At 56.7% G+C, this 20,688-nt stretch carries 20 protein-coding genes; 8 read left to right on the forward strand and 12 right to left on the reverse strand.

Annotation, left to right across the window (positions count from 1 at the left end; translation table 11 throughout):
* Positions 1-17: 17 nt before the first annotated feature.
* From IE065_RS16780 to IE065_RS16825, 10 genes are all read right to left on the reverse strand, one after another.
* Positions 18-764 (reverse strand): MotA/TolQ/ExbB proton channel family protein, encoded by a 747-nt coding sequence (locus tag IE065_RS16780; RefSeq protein ID WP_189517233.1) that lies wholly within the window; start codon positions 762-764, stop codon positions 18-20.
* Entirely contained in the window at positions 761-1,588 is an 828-nt protein-coding gene (locus IE065_RS16785; protein ID WP_229792147.1) for a hypothetical protein, read from the reverse strand. Before IE065_RS16785 ends, IE065_RS16780 begins: the two co-directional genes overlap by 4 nt.
* 50 nt (positions 1,589-1,638) lie before the next feature.
* Positions 1,639-4,548: a tetratricopeptide repeat protein gene (locus IE065_RS16790; protein ID WP_189517237.1), complete on the reverse strand. Its 2,910-nt coding sequence runs from the start codon at positions 4,546-4,548 to the stop codon at positions 1,639-1,641.
* A gap of 353 nt (positions 4,549-4,901) precedes the next feature.
* Positions 4,902-5,327 (reverse strand): Fe-S cluster assembly sulfur transfer protein SufU, encoded by a 426-nt coding sequence (gene sufU, locus IE065_RS16795; protein WP_189517239.1) that lies wholly within the window; start codon positions 5,325-5,327, stop codon positions 4,902-4,904.
* A 2-nt stretch (positions 5,328-5,329) separates the two neighbouring features.
* Positions 5,330-5,593 carry a hypothetical protein gene (locus tag IE065_RS16800; RefSeq protein ID WP_189517241.1) on the reverse strand — a complete coding sequence of 88 codons (264 nt, stop codon included), beginning with the start codon at positions 5,591-5,593 and terminating at the stop codon, positions 5,330-5,332.
* A gap of 51 nt (positions 5,594-5,644) precedes the next feature.
* Positions 5,645-6,142 carry a DUF1877 family protein gene (locus IE065_RS16805; protein WP_189517243.1) on the reverse strand — a complete coding sequence of 166 codons (498 nt, stop codon included), beginning with the start codon at positions 6,140-6,142 and terminating at the stop codon, positions 5,645-5,647.
* Between the two features lie 44 nt (positions 6,143-6,186).
* Complete coding sequence (locus IE065_RS16810; RefSeq protein WP_189517245.1) at positions 6,187-6,684, reverse strand: hypothetical protein; 498 nt, start codon at positions 6,682-6,684, stop codon at positions 6,187-6,189.
* 160 nt (positions 6,685-6,844) lie between these two features.
* Positions 6,845-8,092, reverse strand: a complete 1,248-nt coding sequence (locus tag IE065_RS16815) for a SufS family cysteine desulfurase (protein ID WP_189517247.1) — start codon at positions 8,090-8,092, stop codon at positions 6,845-6,847.
* A 90-nt stretch (positions 8,093-8,182) separates the two neighbouring features.
* Positions 8,183-9,103: a hypothetical protein gene (locus IE065_RS16820; protein WP_189517249.1), complete on the reverse strand. Its 921-nt coding sequence runs from the start codon at positions 9,101-9,103 to the stop codon at positions 8,183-8,185.
* A gap of 121 nt (positions 9,104-9,224) precedes the next feature.
* The gene (locus tag IE065_RS16825; protein WP_200163443.1) at positions 9,225-10,415 is read right to left on the reverse strand and encodes an APC family permease; all 1,191 of its coding nucleotides are present in this window, start codon (positions 10,413-10,415) and stop codon (positions 9,225-9,227) included.
* A gap of 155 nt (positions 10,416-10,570) precedes the next feature.
* Here IE065_RS16825 and IE065_RS16830 point away from each other — a divergent pair, with 155 nt between their 5' ends.
* The 8 genes from IE065_RS16830 (at position 10,571) to IE065_RS16865 (ending at position 18,588) form a co-directional block, all read left to right on the forward strand.
* Positions 10,571-11,158, forward strand: coding sequence for a hypothetical protein (locus tag IE065_RS16830; RefSeq protein ID WP_189517251.1), 588 nt, complete (start codon positions 10,571-10,573; stop codon positions 11,156-11,158).
* A gap of 44 nt (positions 11,159-11,202) precedes the next feature.
* On the forward strand, positions 11,203-11,703 hold the full coding sequence (locus IE065_RS16835) for a hypothetical protein (RefSeq protein ID WP_189517253.1): 501 nt from the start codon (positions 11,203-11,205) through the stop codon (positions 11,701-11,703).
* A 78-nt stretch (positions 11,704-11,781) separates the two neighbouring features.
* Entirely contained in the window at positions 11,782-14,373 is a 2,592-nt protein-coding gene (gene mutS, locus IE065_RS16840; protein WP_189517255.1) for a DNA mismatch repair protein MutS, read from the forward strand.
* A gap of 55 nt (positions 14,374-14,428) precedes the next feature.
* Complete coding sequence (locus tag IE065_RS16845) at positions 14,429-15,220, forward strand: RluA family pseudouridine synthase (protein ID WP_189517258.1); 792 nt, start codon at positions 14,429-14,431, stop codon at positions 15,218-15,220.
* Between the two features lie 66 nt (positions 15,221-15,286).
* Positions 15,287-15,805, forward strand: a complete 519-nt coding sequence (locus IE065_RS16850) for a hypothetical protein (RefSeq protein ID WP_189517260.1) — start codon at positions 15,287-15,289, stop codon at positions 15,803-15,805.
* A gap of 38 nt (positions 15,806-15,843) precedes the next feature.
* Positions 15,844-16,527: a DUF6901 family protein gene (locus IE065_RS16855; protein WP_189517262.1), complete on the forward strand. Its 684-nt coding sequence runs from the start codon at positions 15,844-15,846 to the stop codon at positions 16,525-16,527.
* Between the two features lie 109 nt (positions 16,528-16,636).
* Positions 16,637-17,146 (forward strand): DUF4136 domain-containing protein, encoded by a 510-nt coding sequence (locus IE065_RS16860; RefSeq protein WP_189517264.1) that lies wholly within the window; start codon positions 16,637-16,639, stop codon positions 17,144-17,146.
* A 59-nt stretch (positions 17,147-17,205) separates the two neighbouring features.
* On the forward strand, positions 17,206-18,588 hold the full coding sequence (locus tag IE065_RS16865; protein ID WP_189517265.1) for a glutamate--tRNA ligase: 1,383 nt from the start codon (positions 17,206-17,208) through the stop codon (positions 18,586-18,588).
* Between the two features lie 52 nt (positions 18,589-18,640).
* Here IE065_RS16865 and IE065_RS16870 read toward each other — a convergent pair whose 3' ends face one another.
* Together IE065_RS16870 and IE065_RS16875 are read right to left on the reverse strand one after the other, a co-directional pair.
* Entirely contained in the window at positions 18,641-19,699 is a 1,059-nt protein-coding gene (locus tag IE065_RS16870; RefSeq protein ID WP_189517267.1) for a glycosyltransferase, read from the reverse strand.
* A 67-nt stretch (positions 19,700-19,766) separates the two neighbouring features.
* Positions 19,767-20,453: a hypothetical protein gene (locus IE065_RS16875; protein ID WP_189517268.1), complete on the reverse strand. Its 687-nt coding sequence runs from the start codon at positions 20,451-20,453 to the stop codon at positions 19,767-19,769.
* Positions 20,454-20,688 lie beyond the last annotated feature (235 nt).

Consider the following 20,688-nt stretch of genomic DNA (forward strand, 5'->3'; position numbering starts at 1 on the left):
AGTTCGTGGGAGGAAAATTATTCCGTCACGTATTCTGACTCTTCCGCCAAAACGTCGATGAGGTTTGAGGCTGTTTGCACCGTCGCAATCATCTGGTTGCCGAGGCGGTTCTTCATTACGAAGTAAAACACCATTGAGGGGATCCCGATGACCAAGCCGGTGGCTGTTGTGATGAGCGCCTCGCCAATACTGCCAGCTAGCAGCTCAGGCCGCCCCATGCCGCCAGTGCCAATGGTCTGAAACGCGCTGATCATGCCGCTGACCGTGCCGAGTAGCCCGATCATTGGGGCGACCGTTGCCACCACATTGAGATAATTGACCCATTGGCCTACGGCATTTTCCTCGGATTCGAGATTCTCGACGAGGATGGTTTCCACCTTGGCCCGATTGGCGTCGTGCCGTTCGGGGCGTGCCTTGCTCAAAGCAGGAACGAGCGCGCGTGATAGCACGGAGTCGCTCTCTTGGAGCGCCATTTGCGCCTCAGACACCTGTCGGGCTTGCAGGTAGCTTGAGGCCTGCGTGATCATTCCCTCGGGGATGAATTTTTTGCGCACGGTCTCCTTCCAGCAATAGAAGATCAGGAAAAACATGAAGATCGAGCAGAGCCCGAGCGGGATCATGGCCCAGCCCCCCTCGCCAATGAGTGCGAAGAGGCTCTTGCCTTCTTCTGCGGTGGCCCCCTCTTGAGCGTAGAGCGTGGAAGCGCCCACTAGTGCTGCGCATCCGAGGGCAAATGCCCGTTGGGTGATGATGGTTGATTTCATGGCTTGGTCGGTTCAGTTTTTAAAGGATTGGCGGCTGGCTCTTGATAGGCAGCTAGATCGTCAATGTTCGGCCAGGCAATGCCACGTTGGGCCATTTCCTGACGAAGGGATTGTTCCTCGGTTTCGTTTTCCAGCTCTACGCAGGCAGCAATGGCGAGCGCGTAGCAGTAGTCCAGATAGTCCATCGGAAACTGGCTGCTGAGCGCCACCGGTTCCAGTGTCCGCCAGAGCGCGGATTCGTAATTATCCTGATCAAACTCCATGCGGCCAAGCACGTAATAGCCGAGAGCAGATGGGCCGTAAGGCTCATGATTGGCAATCCAGTCGTTGGCGAGCTGTCTCGTGTTTTGCTTGAGCGGTAGGCGGTAATAACCCAGCAGCACGAGATCGTCCACCGTGCGCTTGAGTTGTGGGTCCTGAATGGCTGGCAGCAGCGACAAGCCCGCTCCAAGGCCCGCATACGGATCACCCAATTTAAACTCCAACTCGGCATACCGGGCAAAATAGGCCTGCTCGCCGATCGTGAGTAGTGCGAGGTAGTCCTTACGTTGCTCATAGAGCGCTCGCATCAGCGGAAGGGCCTCTTCGTCTTGGCCCGCGCCCAGCAGCTCGTTGGAGGCAAAGGCGACCTCATTGCCAGGAAATTGCAGGCGCTCAATCTCCCCGAGCGCATAACGGTAATCCAGCGTCCCCCCCCCCCTCTGGCTGCGGAAAATCAATTTCCCGTCGATAATTCCCATTGCCTTGCCACTGAGTGGTGCCCGGTTCTTCAGCACGAGGCCTTGCGGTCGATCAAGCGTTGCTGTGATCTCCTCCGGGCTCATCGCCCAAGCCATTGATGCGAAACACACCAAGCAAATGAGCATGAGCCGTCTCACAGTGGGCCCTCCGTTTCTTTGGAGCTGGGAAGGTCGGCGGTCAGTGCATCGGGTTCTGCTGGCAAGAGCAGTTCCAAGCGGGCTATGGCTTCGCTGGCCTGCTTCTTTGCCTCGGTAAAGCGGTCTAGGCGTGGATCGCGTTGCAGCTCGGCCCAAGTGTTATAAGCGGCACGCAGGTCACCTCGAGCCTCAAAAAGCGGTGCACTGGCAATATAGGCTTGGACGACTTCGTCTGGGTAAGCGCGGTAGAGCGTGTAAATCCGCTGGTAATGGGCGATGGCTTTGTCCGGCTGGCCCGCCAGCTCATAGGCCTGAGCAATGCCAAGTAGGGCTTGAGCATGAGGGCGGCCACGGGCGGATTTCAGTCGCAGCAGCTGTTGGAGCACTGCAACGGCCTGTTCTGGCTGGCCGAGCTGCACGAGCAGTTGTCCGCGGAGAAGCTTTACCTGCGGGCCTGCCGGGTGGTAGGAGGTCTCGGCTTCAAAACGATTAAGCCAAGCCTCGGCCTCGGCGGGCTTGTCCTTGATCAATGCTAGCCGGGCGCGTCCGTAGTAGGCGGCACCGAGCTGCATACTGCGCGGATATTCTTCGATCAGGTAGTCAAAATACTCGTCCGCGGAGGATATCTCCAGGTCCACGAGCAGGTTGCCCGCGGTCGCCAGACCCTCTGGGTCGAGTCGCTCCAATGGGACTCTATTCACGATTTCAAGCAGGGCGTCGCCCTCGCGGATGTCGTCCTTGCGCTGGCGATAGAGCATGGCGCGGTAGAGATTGATACGGGACAGCCAAGTCCATTGCTCGGCCTCGTAGGCTTGGGCATATTGGCCTTCCAGCCATTCCTCGAAATCGGGCGTCGTGAGTAGGCCAAAGGGGTCTAGGACCACACTTGAGAGGCTCAGTTCGCCTGATCGGTATTGGCCGTGTAGCTTGTGAAGCGCCTGAAGGATCGCAATGGTCTCGCCTGCTTTTACATCGTTACCGTGGACGGCGAGCGCCTCGATAAACAGCGGAAAAGCTCGGGCGGGCTCCTCCTGCTGCTGATAAGCCCAGCCGATCCAGTAAAGCGCCTCGGCAATGCGGACCTTGTCCGGGACGTCTTCGCGGCGCACGTAGCCGGTAAAGTGCTCGATCATCAGGTCATAGGCCTCCATGGCCTTCTGGATTTTCCCACGCTGGAAGACGGCGTAGGCAAACAATGGCCCGGCCTTTGGCGTGACACGGGCAAATTGGTTCGAGGCCTCGAGTAGGCGGCCTTCACCCATCAGCACATCACCCCGAAGCACGCGAGCCTCCGGGGCGCGTAGGTGGTCGCTGTGGCGTTGGAGAAAGTCGTCGGTGGCCACGAGTGCAGCGGCGTAATCCCGAGCAGAATACAGCGTTTGTGCGCGACGATAGACCATCTCTGGGTAAAGCGGATTGTCCTTGTGAGTGGCCTCAATGCTGGCGTCAAAGCGCCTCAACGCCTCGGGGTAATTGCGCTCAAAGAAGTGGGACATCGCATCCCACAAGCGGATCTGAGCAGCGAGAATGGGGTCTGGGTTGGCTTGCAGGCAGGTCTGGAAATCTATCCGGGCAGACGGGTAATCCTGCGCCAGCACTGAGTTGTAACCTCGGATAAACCGCCAACGCGTGGCTAGCTGGTGCTCAGGAAACTGGTCGAGTAGTTCGGTCAGTATGGTCACTGCTTGACGGAATTCCTTTTTCTCCTGATAGGCATTGGCGATGAGATACATCGTGCCGGGGGCCTCGGGGTGATCCGGGTAGCGCTCCAAAAAGAGCCGTGCAATGCGCAAGGACTCATCCCAGTCGTCGAGGCTATTAGCGGCTAGAATCCAGCGGTAGTGCGCCGAGCCGCGCAGGGTGCCATTGAGGGATTCGTCCGCGGCCAGCATACGGAAAACGATATAGGCTTCGTGGGGCCGATTCGCCAAGAGGAATGCTTGCCCGAGCCGCATTTGGAAGCTCGGGGTGAAGTCTTCTGAGGTGTGCAGGCTTAGTAGCTGTGCCTGTACGCGCTCCATAAGGTCGCGGTAGTAGTCGTTCCAAATGGCCTCGGCGTGATAGCCTTGCCCGGCGCTCTGCTGCTGGTCGTTCCAAGTGATCTGGAGGCCCTGTAGACGGGCGTTCTGGGCGGCTATGAGCTGGCTGGCTGGCGTTACCAGGCGGTAGGCGCGGATGGCGTCGAGGTATTGCCCATCGTCCAGCAGGCGGTTGCCGACTTCGAGTGCGGCAAAGGTCAATACGGCCAGTTCGGGCATGGCCTCAACGCGCCATTCATAGCCAAAAAGAATCGTTTGCGCCTGCGGGTAATCATCCAGTTCAAGGGCCTTCTGGAGGGCGCGAAGCTGGGCCTGAGCGCCCAGAGAGGGGGGCACGCGGTCACTGGCGGCGAAGCCAATTAACCGGTCGATGCCGGCCTGATCATCGCCTTTTTCAAAGTGTAATTCCGCCTGTCGCATGGCGCTGAGAACGGCTTCGGGGGAGTCTGGTGCGGCCTCAATAAAGCTCTGGTAGGTGGCCACTGCCTTGTCGAAATCACCGTTTTGCTGGTAGGCTTGGGCGAGGCTGAACAGCACGAAGGCGCGGCGTGAGGGTAGCTGGTTGGGCAGGCCCAGAAAGGCCTGGTAGTGCGTGATGGCGTCGCTGGGGCGGTCGCTCATCTGGCAGGCGTAGCCGTGGATGGGGAGCAGAGTGGGGGCCAGCGGGAGGTATTGTGACTCCTCGCCAAACTGCTCAGCAAGGTGGTCAAAGGCCTGTGCTGCCTTGTCGTATTCCGCATGGGTAAAGGCCGTCACGCCGATCTGGAGCGTCTCCTGCATGGTGGGGGGCATGTCCGTCAATGCGCCGCGTGCCGTTGCTATAAGCAACAGCCAACCGAGTAGCAGCAATGGGCCAAATTTCGCCATCAGGTGTCCACCTTGTCGAGGAACGCGGATTTTCCCAAGTCACAAAGCAAGGGGCTGAGGGATTTTTTATTGGGCCGTCATCACGAAGGGGGGGGTAAAATTGGCTTATCGGTGGAGAGGCAGCGTTGAAGCGTGTGATCGCGGATGCGGCTCTTGGGCGCGTTTAGAAAACTGATACTTTTATGCTCTTTTTCAGCGAAAATTGCCTAAAAAATGGAAACTACAGCAAAGTTTCGACGGACAAGGAGGCCCTGAAAAAGCAAAACGCCACCAAAAGGTTGCATATTAAGGCGGCAAAAGCGTCCCCGGACAATGGCGCTCTTGCGCGGTCGAAAGGACGCAAAAAACGGCTTTTACTGCGCGATGAGCCGGGCAAAGGTCCGCCAAGGCAAGATTGCGCAGCGCACGCGGGCGGGAAATTGCCGGATGCCGCGCAGGGCAACGGCGTCGCCGAGGCCGTCCCAATTGTCGTCGTCGGATTCGCCCCTGAGCAGGGCCATGAACTGGTCCGCCTTCGCAGCGGCCTCGACGGTCGACTGCCCGGTCAGCGCCTCGGTCATCAGGGAGCACGAGGCCCGCAAAACGGCGCTACCCTCGGCGGTGAACCCCATCTCGGCAATCTGCCCCTCAGCCAGCCGCACGGTCAACCGCACGACATCGCCCGTGTCGGCGTTGCTACCCTCGGTGGCGAGGTCACACGGGTCCAGTAAGCCGTCACCTCGCGGGTGTTGGCCGTGGTCGAGCAGGATTTCGCGGTAAAGCTCGGGGTCGTCGGTCATGCCTAAAAGGGGACCAGATTCCGCCGCCATGTCAACCACTGGTCCGCGGGCAGACCACCGTAGGGCCATTCAACCTGAAAATCCCGCACCCATTGCTTATTCGGCATGGCCCAAAGGTGGAGCCCGGTGTCCCTACCGGGCTTTGCTGCCTCACTGCCAGCAGGCTGAAACGGCCCGGTAGGGACACCGGGCTCCACCTTCGGAGTGATCGACTGAAAGGGGCTTGGGCAAAAATGTCCATAGGACCATTGGTCTGGTGATGGCAAGGCAAAGAGTCGGTGCAATGTGAATCGTCGCCTTCCTTGCTCAGCTGTTTACTATTGGTCAACGGTGAAGATAACGTGACGCCCAGCTTTTTCTGCCTGGTCGAAAAATAATGGAAGGCCAGAATACCAGTCCCACGTATATTGGCAGTCTTCCTGACTCTTTCCGGTGCCATAGTCATCGGGTAACTCAGAGTAACGCTGTCCCATGAACTCTGCTGTGACCCGCTTTAGACTGTCGGCCAATGTACGCAGCTTCTCGTGAGGAACAAGCGATACAATGTAATCTTCACCTGAATAAAGCTGCTCACCTCCCAAAATACAGAGTCGAAGCGGTTCTGTTCCGTTCTCGAACTCAAGGCGTCCGTCGGTAAGGCATCGGTGGATTGCATCCCATGCTTTATCGGTCTCGCAAACGAACCCTGCATCTTTTTCCCACCGTTCCTCGATCTCTTCCTGAATGATTTCGATAAGAGCTTCATCAGATTCAGCAGCACGCAATGCTTTCAGATCATCGTCAGTTATAGCGAAGTGGACTCCTCGACATGCCATGGATATGTTTTTTTTGTGTGAATGTGGAGATGCGGCGCGCGGCTTCAGCCGTTGCCGTCACTGATTGGTTTTCCCGAATTGATTTTCGCTTTTTCTTCTGGGGTAGTTGGCACTAATTTCAGCAGAATAGGCACTGAATTACCGTCCTTCTCATTGGTTGCAATTAGGATTTCTTTCGCGCCGGGGGTAATCTCAGGAAATTGGGTTCTCATTTGTATTCCCGTTGTGTCAAACGGCTGCTTAAATGATCCGATCGTTAGAGTGTCCGCTTCTAATCGAATAGCAACTGGGGCGGGGCTTTTGGTTGAGTTGACCCATACTTGGGGCCCTGCAACGTCTCCCTCGAACAACTGAAGTTTGAACTGATCCTTAAGGAAGACGTTCAGGATCATCCGATTTCCAGAGCTTTCCACGCTCAAGATGCCAAGGGGCTCCTCTTTGATTGATTGGGCAGCCGGCTCACTTGGGGATTCGCCGCAGCCGGTTAACCACATGGCCAGACAAGCAAATACTAGCAAAGGGAATTTTTTAACTATTTTCATGATTACCTCCGAGTAACAAGATATTGGTGGATTTCTAGATGTTATACCAATTAGGATAATATCTAAATAGAATAGTGGCAATTGCCGTATCCAGTCAAATGAGATAACTTGCCAGAAGGCAATGCTAATGGATGCGCTGGGTGGTTCGCGCTGGGGAGGGCTATCCGAGGAGCTTTTGGACTTTGCGGAGGCTGGCGGTGAGGGCGTCGACTTCGGCGAGGGTGTTGTAGAAGGCGAAGGAGGCGCGGGTGGAGCCTTCGAGGCCGAAGCGAGCCCAGAGGGGCATCGTGCAGTGGTGGCCGGTGCGGATGGCGATGCCGTCCACGTCGAGCATGGTGCCGATGTCGTTGGGGTGGATGCCAGCCAGGGTGAAGGAAATCACGCTGACCTTGTGCGCGGCTTCGCCGTAAATTTGGAGCCCGTCGATAGCTTGGAGTTGCTCGGTGGCGTAGGTGAGCAGCTCGTGCTCGTAGGCGGCGAGGGCTTGTTGGTCGAGGCCCATCAGGTATTCTGCGGCTGCGCCGAGGCCGATGGCTCCGGCGATGTGGGGCGTGCCTGCCTCGAAGCGTTCGGGGATTTGGCGGAAGGTGGTCCCGGCAAAGCTGACGCGGTCGATCATGTCGCCGCCGCCTTGGTAAGGGGGCATGGCGTTGAGCAGATCGGGCTTGCCCCAGAGGACGCCAATACCGGTCGGGCCGCAGACTTTGTGGCCGGAAAAGACAAAGAAATCGCAGCCGAGCGTGGCCACGTTGACGGGGAAATGCGCGGTCGATTGTGCGCCGTCGATGAGCACGGTGATGCCCTTGGCCTTGGCCAGCGGGATGATTTGTTCGACGGGGTTAATCGTGCCCAGCGAATTGGAAACGTGGCACAGGGCGAGCAGCTTGGTGCGGCTGGTCAGCAGGGCAGGGAGGGCGTCGAGGTCGAGCTCGCCGCGGTCGTTAATCGGGATGACGGTCACGGTGGCACCGACTTGCTCGGCCAGCATTTGCCAAGGCACGATGTTGGCGTGGTGCTCCATTTCGGAGACGAGAATTTCGTCCCCCGCCCCGATGTGTTCGCGGCCCCAAGTCGCGGCAACGAGGTTGATCGCTTCGGTGGCGTTGCGGGTAAAGATGCAGCTGCGGGCCTCGGGTGCGCCGATGAAGCGTGCGACGGATTCGCGGGCGGCCTCGTAGGCAGCAGTTGCCTCTTGGCTGAGGGCGTGCACGCCGCGGTGGATATTGGCGTTTTCGGTGCGGTAATAGCGGTCGAGCCGTTCAATGACGGCGCGTGGCTTCTGCGAGGTGGCGGCGTTGTCCAGATAGACCAACGGGTGCCCGTTGACTGTCTGCCCCAAGATGGGAAATTCCGCCCGTACTTGTGCCACATCCCACTGCGACACCAAACTGTCCTTATCTAGAATCATTCTTACTTGAGACTCTAGCTCAACAACGCCCTAATGCAATGCCGAAAGCGTGTTTTCGTGCGAAATAACGCCGCACCGTGGCGGGTGGGGCTACTTTACGGTGTAGCGCACATCCGGGGCGTTGAAAATGTAGCTGGGCAAGCCGGCATTGATTTCGGCATTTTCAATGGTGACGCTGGAATATTGCTCGCCATCGACCGAGGAAATGATCCGGTGCGGCATCACCACGCCGTTGGTGTTTTGGTGGTCTGACATGCTCATGTAAACGGCTTTCTCCCCGGTGCCTTTTGCGGCTTCTTTCCGGCCGATCTCGTAGAAGCTCATGACGTCGATGTAGGTCAGCACACGCTCTTGCTCGGTTTCGTATGCGATGACGTGGGCGGGCATGCCGCCCATGATGGTGTCTTCGAGGCGCGTGAAGTGCTCAGGCTCGGTCTCATAGCGCCACAAATAGCTGCCGATGTTGGAGGCGTCGCGGAATTGTTTTTTGTGTTCGTCGGTGAGTTGATCGAATTCGCGGGCAACGCCGTTGCGACCAATTTGCTGGGCCCAGATGTTTTGGCCATCGAAGCCCATGTCGAAGCGCATGCCATCGTGTTCCAGGATGCGTCGGATGTAGTTTGGGCGTCGAAAATAGAGTGTGACGGCATGGACGTCGGTTGGGGCATCTTGCTCGCCCATGCTGAGGCTGGCCTTGAGTTTCAAGGTGGTGACCTCGTTGATTTTGGTCGCTGTCAAATGGCGCACAATGATGTTTTCGAGAGTCAGATTTGCGGGGATTTGTTGAACGGGTTCGGGTTGGCTGACAACCAGTTCGACCTCCGATTGGTTTTCTTGAGCGCGTCTGTTGGCTGCATCGTTGGCGTTTCGTTTGAGCGCAAAAACGATCATATAACCAACCGCGAATACGCAGATCAGCCCAAAGAAAACCCCGGTGATGAATTTACGCGACGGTTTACGCTTACGTGACCATGAGGATCGCGATTTCGCACGGTTATTGGGAGATGGCATAGTAGGTAAAATCACATTACCCACCGACCATGAAAACACTCTAATTGTAATTAAACGGCGACGATCATGTCGATCGGGTAACCGTATCTCAGTCGAGTGTCAGAGCGGCACATGAATGGCACTACTGTAACTTATGGATGCCCCAACGGATCACTAAGCCGACAGCAATGCACAGTAGCGTCGCGAGCCAAACGACCATCGGGACCCAAAAAGCCAGGAAAAGACAGGCTGCCAGCCCGAGCAGTGCCAGCCATTTCGGGTAGAGCCGTTGATCAGCGGGTAGCTTGAGCGCCGCCGCATTCAGGATCCCGTAATAGATGAGTACCGTGCAGGCGCTGAATGACCACGCCAGCTTGATGTCGCCCAGCATGCACAGGATGATGATCAGGGCACTCATGGCCAAGATTGCGCGCGTGGGCTCTTTGTTTTTATCAAGCTTTTTCAGTGCCGGGGCAACGTCTCCACGCCGTGCCATTGCGAGCAGCACGCGTGACAGGCCCAGAATTAGATTCAGCAAAACGCCGAGTAGCGCGACATAGCCCGCGACTTGAAACAGCTTGGTTGGCACTGTGCCGCGCAGCCACGCGAGCGTCACGCCGACATAGAGCACGGCGGAAATGATCAGCGTAATGACCATCGCACGAGGGATATTTTTCTGCGGTTCGATGATTTCCTCCCCCATGGTCGCGATGCGACCATAGCCTGTGTAGGCGACAAAAACCAGTGCGCAGGCCTCTAGCACGTTGCGGAGGGAGAACTCGGGCCTCGTCAATGCTGGGCCATCGCCTCCGGGGGCAAAGATCAGGCTGAGCAGACCTGCAATGGTGATCGTGAGGATCGCGGCGTTGACCTGATTACTGCGGCGCAGGCCGAAGATGATCGTGGCCGTGACGACCAGCACGACGGCGACCGCGCAGGCAACGCGATTTTCTGGCCGAAAAAATGTCCCAATCGCAAGAGCGGCTGTGGCGGCGCTGGCGCTTTTGGCCAATAGAAAGAGCAGGCCCGCGGAGAAGCCTGCCGAGGGGTGCAACAGGCGATAGCCGTATTCATAGGCACCACCCGAGACGGGATAGGCGGCGGCTAATTGCGCGCTGTTTAGCCCGTTGACCGTTGCCACCAGTGCGCCGATGCCGACCGCGAGCAGTACCCAGTCACCCGTTTGCAGGGTTGCCATCGATAAGATGACAAAAACGCCTGTGCCAAGGATTGAGCCTAAACCCAGGAAAATTGCGCCTTTGACGTCTGCGGTGCGTTTTAACGCGGTGGATGTCTTGTCCGCCATGGCCTCATCACGAACGCCCCACAGCACAAAGACAAGCCTCGCCTATAAAATTATCAGTAAGTTGTAATGGCCAGCCAACGCCCTATTCGCTAAGCTACTCTCATGTCATTACTCCTCGTTGTCGCCGTTGTTATCGTTCTCGTTGCTATTGTGGCAATGATTGTCTTCAACCAAAAGTAGCCATGAAGCAGTATCCGCAACTTGCCGCCGAGTTAAATGTACCGCTGCTGGGTGGCGACGCCTATATGCCCGGCATCCCGCTGCTCAACCTGATCAAACGCCCGCTCCATGTCGAAGGCGAGTATCGCGGTCGGCATTTGAAAATCTATGATTTCACGCGTGGTTCAGGACAAAACAGCTCAGCACATCATGCGGTACGCCTCAGCCTCAACCAGCCAACGACACTTTCGTTCAAGCTCGGAGTGGAGGGCTTTTTCGCCAAAATTGGCAAGGCCGTTGGGATGCAGGACATCGAAACCAGTGATCCTGTTTTTGACGCCGCCTTTGTTGTTAAGTGCAGTGACACAAACTTTGTCCACGGGGCTTTGTTGCCGGAGATTCGCCAAGAGTTTCTCAACATCAAAGAGCGTTGGCCCAAGGGATTCGGATCGATCTCGCTCAATGGCGGCATGTTTGGTGGTAAGGATTCCGTGCTCATCTACGAGGAATACGGGTCCTTGCGCAAGGACGCTGACCGCCAACGCGCCGGTGCCCTCGCTAGCGCAATGAGTGATCTGGCCGCTGCAATTGAAGTTTACACCGCGCCTTAACCATTTTTCTGGCCAAATGAAGCCGCATGGCATCCAATGACGTCATGAAACAAATACTGATTGCCATCTCCCTCGCTGCAACCCTCGCCCTCGTCGGTTGCTCTGATAAATCTGACGCCGAAAAGGCCGCCAAGGAAGCCAAGGAAAACGCTTCGTCTACACTCGACACCTTGTCGAAAAGCGTGGAAGAAGGCGCTGACACCGTCGGCGACAAGGCCAAAGAGCTGACTGCTGATGTCAAAAATTGGTCTTCCGAGCAGAAGGCTGAAGCCATCGCCAAGTTCAAGCAGTCGGGCGACGCACTGGATACCCAGTGGAAGATGCTCGCAGTCAAGGCCAGCAGCCTCAAGGGTGCTGCCAAGGACCAATGGGAAAAGGCAGAAGGCCAGTGGGACGACGCGAAGGATGATTACTCCGATGCGCTTGACGACATGAAGGACGCCACTGCTGAAGACTGGAGCACGGTCGAAACCAAGCTCAAGGCCGCCTGGACATCCATGGAAGCCGCCTTCAAAAACGCAACCGCTGCATTGCAAAGCAAGTAACGGCTCGCATTTTTTACATCGGCCGCGGACCCGATCGGACCGTGGCCGATTTTGTATCCTTACTTCCCATTCGTAACGATGCCTCCGCAGAAGAAAGCCGCCCGGGAAACTCCCATGATGCAGCAGTACTGGCGCTATCGCCGGGAAGACCCACGGGTTCCCAGTGATGCGCTTATTCTGTTTCGCTTGGGCGATTTCTATGAGATGTTCCACAGCGACGCCGAGGAAGGCGCGCGCCTGTTGGGCATTACGCTGACCCAGCGCAGCGGCTACCCAATGGCGGGCATCCCGTATCACGCTCGCGATACCTACTTGCCCAAGTTGCTCAGCCAGGGGATCAAGGTCGCGATTGTCGACCAGATCGAAACACCGAAGCCTGGCAAACTCGTGGAGCGTGATCTCACTCGTGTGCTCACGCCCGGCACCACGCTGGAAGAGCACCAGCTCGACGCTCGGCGTAACCATTACCTGCTCGCCTTGACCAGTGACAAGAAGGGCAATTTTCATGCGGCTTGGTTAGACCTTTCCACGGGCGAATTTCAGATCGCCAGCGAAGCTTCGCCCAAGCGGCTGATGTCGTTGTTTCATTCAATCGATCCGAAGGAAATTTTGCTGCCGGAAAATACTTCCAGCCGCTGGGCGCACGAGGAATCCATCCGTGATTGGCATCAAGATTTTGACTATTACTGCGAGTCGCGGCCCGTTACGATTTTGCCGGATTATCAGTTTGAAACCGACTCCGGCGCTCGCGCAGTGCTGGATTCACTGGGCGTGCTGAACCTGAATGGCTTCGGCCTCGACGTGTCTCACCCGGCGCTTGGCAGCGCAGGCGCGTTGATCGCCTATGCGACGGACACCCTTTGCGCGCCGCCGAAAAACCTGCGCCAAATCAAGGAATATCACACGCGCCGCGCCCTGTTGCTGGACCCAGCAACCCTGCGCAATTTGGAGATTTTCCAAAGCTCACAAGGCGGGCGCAACGGTTCCTTGATTTATGCGATTGACCAGACCGTTACCGCCGCGGGCGGTCGCCTGCTGGAGCAATGGCTGGCTTCACCATTACTGGACCTTGGCGAGCTAAATCGCCGACAACAAGCCGTAGCAGACTTCCACGCTGAGCCCACGCGTTGCGCCGCCTTAGCAGATTTACTGAAGGGCATCCGCGACATCACGCGGATTTTGGGCCGCTTGCAGAACCGCATCCGCAATCCACGTGAGCTGGGCGGCGTGCGTGACACGATCAACCAACTGCCCGCGATTCGCACTGAGCTGGCAGGATTTGCCGGTGCCGAAGCTCAAGCTTTGCATTGCAACGTGAGTCCGTTTGACGAGTTGCGCGACCACTTGGCAGCTGCGTTGGCTGACGAACTGCCCAGTAATTTATCGGAGGGCGGCGTGATTCGCGATGGCTTCGATAGCGAGCTGGATCACCTGCGAAGCCTGACACGTGACAGTAAGATTTGGCTGAGTGAATTCGAGGCAGGTGAACGCGAACGCACGGGCATCAAGAGCCTCAAAGTTCGTTACAACGGCGCGTTTGGCTATTTCATCGAACTGACCAAGTCTACCACCGCTCAGGCACCTGCGGACTACATTCGCAAGCAGACGATGAAGAACGCCGAGCGCTACGTCACCGAGGAGCTGAGGCAAAAGGAGAAGGAAATTCTCCACGCCGAGGAAAAAGCGTTCGCTCGCGAAGAGTCGTTGTTTCAAGATCTCGTTGCCCGCATTTTAGAAGACGCATCAATGTTGGAAGAAACCGCCGCCGCCCTTGCGCAGGCCGACGTGTTTATTGGCTGGGCGCAGCTCGCCCGTATTTGGGACTATTGCCGCCCCAAACTCAGCGATGACGATGTTTTAGACATCGAACAGGGCCGGCACCCCGTCGTCGAGCAGATGATCAAGGCCGACCGTTTGGGCCTGCGCGGCGCGCATAGCTTCGTGCCCAACGACACCTTGCTGACCGCAGGCGTGGAGCAAATTGCTTTACTCACCGGGCCGAACATGGCCGGTAAATCGACCTACATTCGACAGGTTGCGTTGATTGCCCTGCTCGCGCAGATCGGCTGCTGGGTCCCGGCGCGGCGTTGCCACATCGGCGTGGTTGATCGCATCTTTTCACGTGTTGGCGCTAGTGATGAGCTCGCCCGCGGGAACTCCACCTTCATGGTCGAGATGAACGAGACCGCGAACATCCTTAACAACGCCACTGAGCGCAGCCTGATCATACTCGACGAGATTGGGCGCGGCACCTCGACTTACGATGGCTTGAGCATTGCCTGGGCCGTCGTGGAGCATCTCCATGGCGAAGGCGAATGTGGCCCGCGGACCTTGTTTGCGACGCATTACCACGAAGTCACGCAGCTCGAAAACACGCTCCCGCGACTGCGGAATTTTTCGGTTTCCGTGAAAGAATGGGCGGACGAAATTCGCTTCATCCACACGGTGGTCCCTGGTGCGGCGGACCGCTCCTACGGCATCCAAGTCGCCCGTTTGGCGGGTCTCCCAGCCAGTGTCATCGCCCGGGCTAAGGTCGTCTTGGAAGAGTTGGAAAGCGAGGGGAACGTCCTCCGCGAGACTTTGCGCGAGCCGGGCAGAATCCCCCCCCGTGCGAAGGCCCCGAAACCGCCCAAGCCTTTGGAGAACGACGATCAACTGGCGCTGTTTTAACCGTTTTGTACATGGAAGCGCCGCGACTCCTCGAGGGTTCTTCCGGTAACCAATAATGAGCACGCACTTCACCACTTACCCGATTTTCGGGCCCAACGCAGACTTGATCAGCCCGGACGAGCTGCCCAACTGGGTGCTCGTTAATGACGACGACCTGCTGGCCATCGACAAGCCTGGGTGGGTCGTTTGCCACCCTTCCAAGAATGGCCCATGGTCGAGTCTGGTGGGTGCCTGCCGTGAGTGGACTGGCCTGGAGACCCTACACCTCATTGCCCGGCTGGATCGGGAAACGAGCGGCGTTATCCTCTTGGCTAAGCATAAAGCCGCCGCCCGTAAGCTCCAGATGGCGTTTCAGGAGCGCGAGGTCGAGAAAAGCTATCACGCGATTTTAGAGGGCGAAATGACGGAGGCGGTCAGCGTGGATCAACGGTTGGCTAAGGATTTGGAGTCGCCAGTTGCGGCAAAAGTCACGGTGCGCCGGTCGAATTCCTCGCAACGCGCGATCACGCATTTTGCACCGCTAGCTGCTGCCAACGGCTATACATTGGCGCAAGTAACGCTGGAAACGGGCCGCAAACACCAGATCCGCGCTCATGCTGAATGGCTGGAGCATAAGATTGTCGGCGACAAAATTTACGGGCCCGACGACACGCTTTTCCTAGAGTTCATCGAGCATGGCTGGACGGAGCGACTAGCTGCGAGCTTGCCCATGCGCCGTCAGGCACTGCATTGCACGGAGCTGAAATTTACCGACGGTTTGACCTTTCGTGCCCCTTTGGCCTGGGATATGGCACAGTTCGTCCACGAGCGCATGGGGCTCTCCGAATTGCCGGAAGTTTGTCGCTGACAATTCGATTTCGCGGACTTGACCCATCGCCGCATGGGGACAAGACTGTGAATAAGTGTGATCACTATGAACGACACCAACCGCCCCGCGCTGTTTGACTTGGATAGCGCTGTCGAGGCGATCAATGAGGCGATGGTAAAGCCCAACCTTCGCTTGCGGTTGGTTGAGCCCGAACATGTAAAATACCAGCAAGACGCCTTTCGAAAGTTTCGTGATGTGCTCTCGCAATGGCGGGAGTTTGATAAGCGCGCAAAGTTCACCATTGTCGATGAACAGGGGCGTGTTCGCGGCTTTTTTGAGTATGAGCGTTACTGGCAGGGGGCCGACGACCTCGGGCGAGACGACTTCATTGAATTACTGCAAATGCAGTTACGATTCCCTTTTACGCTGAGGGATGGAACGTCCTTGGCGGGTTATTCGGGCAAGCGTGCACGCGTCAAGTGTGGTGACGAGCCAATGGGCATGGTGTCTCTGAAGGTGGATCATGTGCCTCGCGCGCCCACGCTTTTCTGTCGTTTTGGTACAACCTTTGGCTGGCGTATTGCCGATCTTTCTGGCACCATGATGGACGAACTGTTCCGCTGATTCCTTCATTTACGGACATCGGCACGGTTTACGGTGCTATGTCTAGTGAATTACCACATTACCAGATTCGTCTCGATGACGGGCGCATTATCGAGCTTTCGAGCCCGGCGCGCATCATGCCAGTGGAGTGGGCGAGCATTCCAAATTTGCCCGAATGGACTCGGTTAAGTTATCATCAATGTAGTAATTGTCCACTGGACGAAAAACGAATCGAGCGCTGCCCTGCTGCTGCGTCTGTGGCGGATCTAGTGCAGAATTTTACGGAAGTCATTTCGTTTGAGAAAGTGGACTTAGTGATTACTTGGACTAAGCAGAAGTATACGGTGCGCGATTCCGCTCAGATGATTGTCTTTGCGCTACTGGTCGAATTTGTTTCCCGTGCTAAATGCCCATATCTGTTCGATCCTAGCGCGGACAAAGGTTTCTTTATTCTTTGTCTAGACATTGATCAACTGCTGTACCGGTTCTTTTCCAGCTTTCTGATCCAGCATCATTTCCTCAGTTCCGGTGAGCCCGACCCCCATGCGGTGAACTGGCACCACTTCCAAGAATACATGGGCGGAATACGTATCGCGCTGGAAGGCTTATTGGCTCGGATGCAAGCCTACTGTCGCGAAGACGCCAATATCAATGCCCTGACTGGATTCATTAGCGTTAGTAAGCTCTTGGAAGAACATTGGGATGAAAGTCTGCGGCTTTTTAAGGACAAGACATTTGGGTGATTGAAATGAATACTGTGCTCCAATGCGTTTCCCCCGTTGACGCCCTAGTCAGCCTCTGTATGCTTTGATTCCTATGATACGTTGCTTGTTTTTAACGGCTATACTCGCCATGTTGGGTGCCTGCACGACAGTGCCCAAGGTCCAGACTCGATACAGCCCGTCCGCTGATTTTTCCGACGTTAAAACCTTTGCTGTGCTACCGATGCCCACACAGATTACGGGTGCAGAGCCTGGTGTGATGGTGGAGCTCGCCGCACCGGCAAAAGCTGCCATCATCGCGGATATGGAGGCCAAAGGCTACCAACAAGCACCAGTAGAAACCGCGGACATCACCGTGGGCCTACACGGCGAACTGCTGCCTCGCACGCAGGTGATCAACACTGGTTACATGCCTCAGACTTACAGCGACCCTTGGTTGAACAGCTATCCCTATCAACAGCAGCAGATTGTGCGCAATTACGACCAAGGAACACTTGCTCTTGAGATTTCTCGTCAAGGCAAGCTGGACTGGGTCGGCTGGTCCACCCAGAAACGTGCTCCCGGGGCCACGATTAACACGGATAATGTCATTGCTGGCATCCACGAAATTTTGGCGGACTTTCCGCCGGATGAAAAGTAAACGCTGATAGACGCGTTTCCCCCGTTGACCTTTCGTGCGCAGTGCATCAACACTGCGGAATGACTCAGGAAAGCGCAGTTCGCGTCCGTTTCGCCCCTAGCCCGACGGGATTCTTCCACATCGGCAGTGCCCGCACGGCGCTGTTCAATTGGCTCTATGCCCGCCACACTGGCGGGACATTTGTGCTGCGTATCGAGGATACTGACTCTGCCCGCAACACGCCCGAGGCCCTCGCCGCTCTGCTCGAAGGCATGCGCTGGATGGGACTCGATTGGGACGAAGGCCCCGAAGCCGGTGGTGACGTTGGCCCGTATTTCCAGAGCCAACGTACTGCGATCTATGCCGAATATTTGCAGAAGCTGATCGACAATGGTCGAGCCTACGAGCAGGACGGCGCGATCTTCTTCAAGCTCTTGGGCGAGCGCTACACCGAGTTCGACAAATACAAGAACGCCGAGCTGGAAAAGGTGCGCACCGAGCCTGTTACCGTACACGACGCGATTCGTGGCGATGTGACTCGTGCCGTTGAGACGGACTTCGTGCTGCGTCGTTCCAATGGCGACTATGGCTTCCATTTCGTCAACGTGGTCGACGATATTGCGATGAACATCACCCATGTCATTCGCGGCGAAGACCATCTCTCGAACACCGCCCGTCACGTGGAAATCTACCGCGCACTTGGCGCAGAACCGCCTGTTTTTGCCCACATCCCGCTCATCCTGAAGGTCGACGGCAAGGGCAAGATGTCTAAGCGCGACGAGGGTTCGCTGATCGAGGAATACGTGAAGCGCCATTTTATCCCGGAAGCGGTGCGGAACTTTCTTTGCTTGCTCGGTTGGAATCCCAAGGATGGCCAGGAAATTATGCCCATTGCTGAGATCATCGAACGCTTTGACTTCGATGGCGTGCAGAAGGAAGGTGCCCGCTTTGACGAAAAGAAGCTGTCTCACATCAACACCGAATATCTCCGCGCATTGCCGGTGGAGACCTTCTGCTGGATGGCTGGGCCGATCTTGGCTGAGGCAGGCGTGATCGACGAATCAACGGGTGAAGATTACCTGCACGCCGTGCTCGCGATTAGCCAAGAGAAGGCGCGTGATTTCGAAGGGCTGTCGGAGTTGGTCCGCTACTTTTTCACGGAGGACTTCACCATCGACTCCGGTGCGCGTGAGCGTGTGTTCAAGAAGGGCGAGCCAATGGCTCGTTTGGCAGAGCTGGTTCCAGCGTTGGAGCAACTCGACTCGTGGTTAGATTCGGACATCGACCACGCGATCCTCGGTTTAGCGGAAAAGAAGGGACAGCGAAAGTTCGACTATTTCCCCATCGCCCGTCTCGCGGTCAGCGGACAGGCCGGTGGCCCAGACTTGCTTGCTTTGTTGCGCGTTCTTGGCAAAGAACGCGTGATTGCCCGCATGCGTGGATTTGCCGAAGCGGCGACGTGAGCAAACTATTTCGCTCCTTAATCCCTCGGGGCGAAAGCGCGGATTTTGGGCCTTAATTGGAAGGCTTTAGCAGGGAAAGGATGCTTTGCGCGGACTGGTGCCAAGTGGGCAGTGGCATGCTACGAGCTGCTGTTACTGATTTGGCGTAAGCCGCATCGTTCTCAAGCCATTCCCTCATCGCGGTGGCAAGGGCTTCAGGCGTTAGCGGGTCGACGACGCGCACGGCTTCTCCGGCAGCCCAGTCATCAGCGGCAGGGAGCTTTGAGCAAATGACTGGCAATCCCTGCCAGAGCGATTCCAAAACGGGTAGTCCATTGCCTTCGGCCAAAGATGGCAACAAGGTGAAACGTGCCTCGCGGTAAAGCCCAGCGAGCTCGTCATCGGTGAGTTTTCCGTGGTGCTTGACAGAAATACCAGCCTTGGTCGCCTGTTTGATGGCTTGCTGGATCGGCTTGCCATAGTGCGGGTTCACGCGGCCGATGAAGCCGAGGCGGAAGCCAACGCCTTGCTGGTGCAGGATTTTGGCAGCGGCGAGTGAGGTGGTCTGGTTTTTACGTGGCTCCAAAATGCCGGTTTGGAGAATCTGGTGCCCAGAAGGAAATTGATCACCCGTCACGCGTGGACGATCGGGGTGGATATCTGCGCCTGAGGGGACGACTTCGACGGGGGGGGGGGTAGGAAGGCCGAGCCATTGCCAGAATCCAACAAGCTCGTTTTTACTTTGCGTTGAAACAGCGAGGATCTGGTCGAAATGGGCGAGGTCCTTGAGGTAGCGTGGGTGCTTGCGGACGGAATGCGGCCAGGTGAACTCGGGGAAGCGAACTGGGATGGCGTCGTGGAAAATAGCGGCAGTGCGTGCCGGACAGCTCTGGATGAAGTTCGCAAACCTAGGCCGATCCTCTTCCGCAAAGAGGTCGGGGATGAGCAGGGTATCGCTGGTCGAAAAATGGACTAAATCCCTGCCGGACTCATAGCGTGCACGGCGTGTGCTCCAGACGATGGGGATCAGTGTGGTCTCGGCTTCTAGCGCACGGCGGAGCGCCGAGGCGACACGCTGGAGGCCAGACTTGGTTTTGGAGCCGATGCTGTTCGTAACGTCGTAGTAAAGCATGGTGAAAAAAAAGAAGGTCTGGGTATCGCATACCCAGACCTTTGTGTAAAAGCTATTTCCGGAGTCCTCAGGGAGCGGGGTTAATGATAACCATGTCGTTGAATTCGACTGCTGCGGTGCGCATGTTGACTTTGATCGAGGAAGGCACGCGCTCGACGTCATCCAGGAAATTGATGAAGAGGGTCGTTGGCAGCACGACGGATTTAAAGCCAGCCGTGGGAACCTCAATGTTGACTTGTCCGCGGCGCAGTGTGCGCACGGCTCCCTCGAAGATGCCAAACCCGGCAAACTCTGCGCCATCGTCGCCAGTGATTAGATCAATCTGGAGATTTGCTACGAGGGCGTAGCGGCCGCCGCCAGAAGAGTTGTCACCCGCATATTCACTTACAGGCGTGAAGGTAAAGCGGTCTTCAATCAGATAAAGTATGCGGCTACGCAGGCTGGCGTCCCAGAACTCGATGCCAAACAGCTCGAGCTCAACTTCAGGATCTTCGGGATCAATCGCCCCAAAATCAAAAAGAATAAACCGGGCGCTACGGAGTTCCTGAGTGCTCAGGTTGAGGCCTTCATCGTCGGCGATAATCTCAATCAAATCGCGCTGGCTGATACGCACGGTGCGATAGGATTTTCCAGTGATGTTATCTGTCGTAGCTTTGCCCGTGATGGTGACGGTCTGCTTGCCGACAATGATTGCCTGTGTTGATGTGCCTGCCAACAAGGCGACAGCCAGAGTGAGAATAGGGAAAAGTTTCATGGTTGATATGGTTAGATGCGCGAACGGTTGTGTATATGACTGACGGAATCGAGCATAAAAAAGGCCCAGGCAATCATGCCCGGGCCTTTTGGAAATCTAAACGAGGTTTTTTACGCTTCGTCGTTTACGATGATCAGGTTGTCGGTGTCGACAACTTGAGCGCGGAGCGTGAGGCTGAGCGAACCAGGGATGTCTTCGAACTCGTCAAATGCTTCTACGAAGAGAACTGCTGGGA

This window comes from Cerasicoccus arenae (assembly GCF_014651635.1).
Classification (GTDB): Bacteria; Verrucomicrobiota; Verrucomicrobiia; order Opitutales; family Cerasicoccaceae; genus Cerasicoccus; species Cerasicoccus arenae.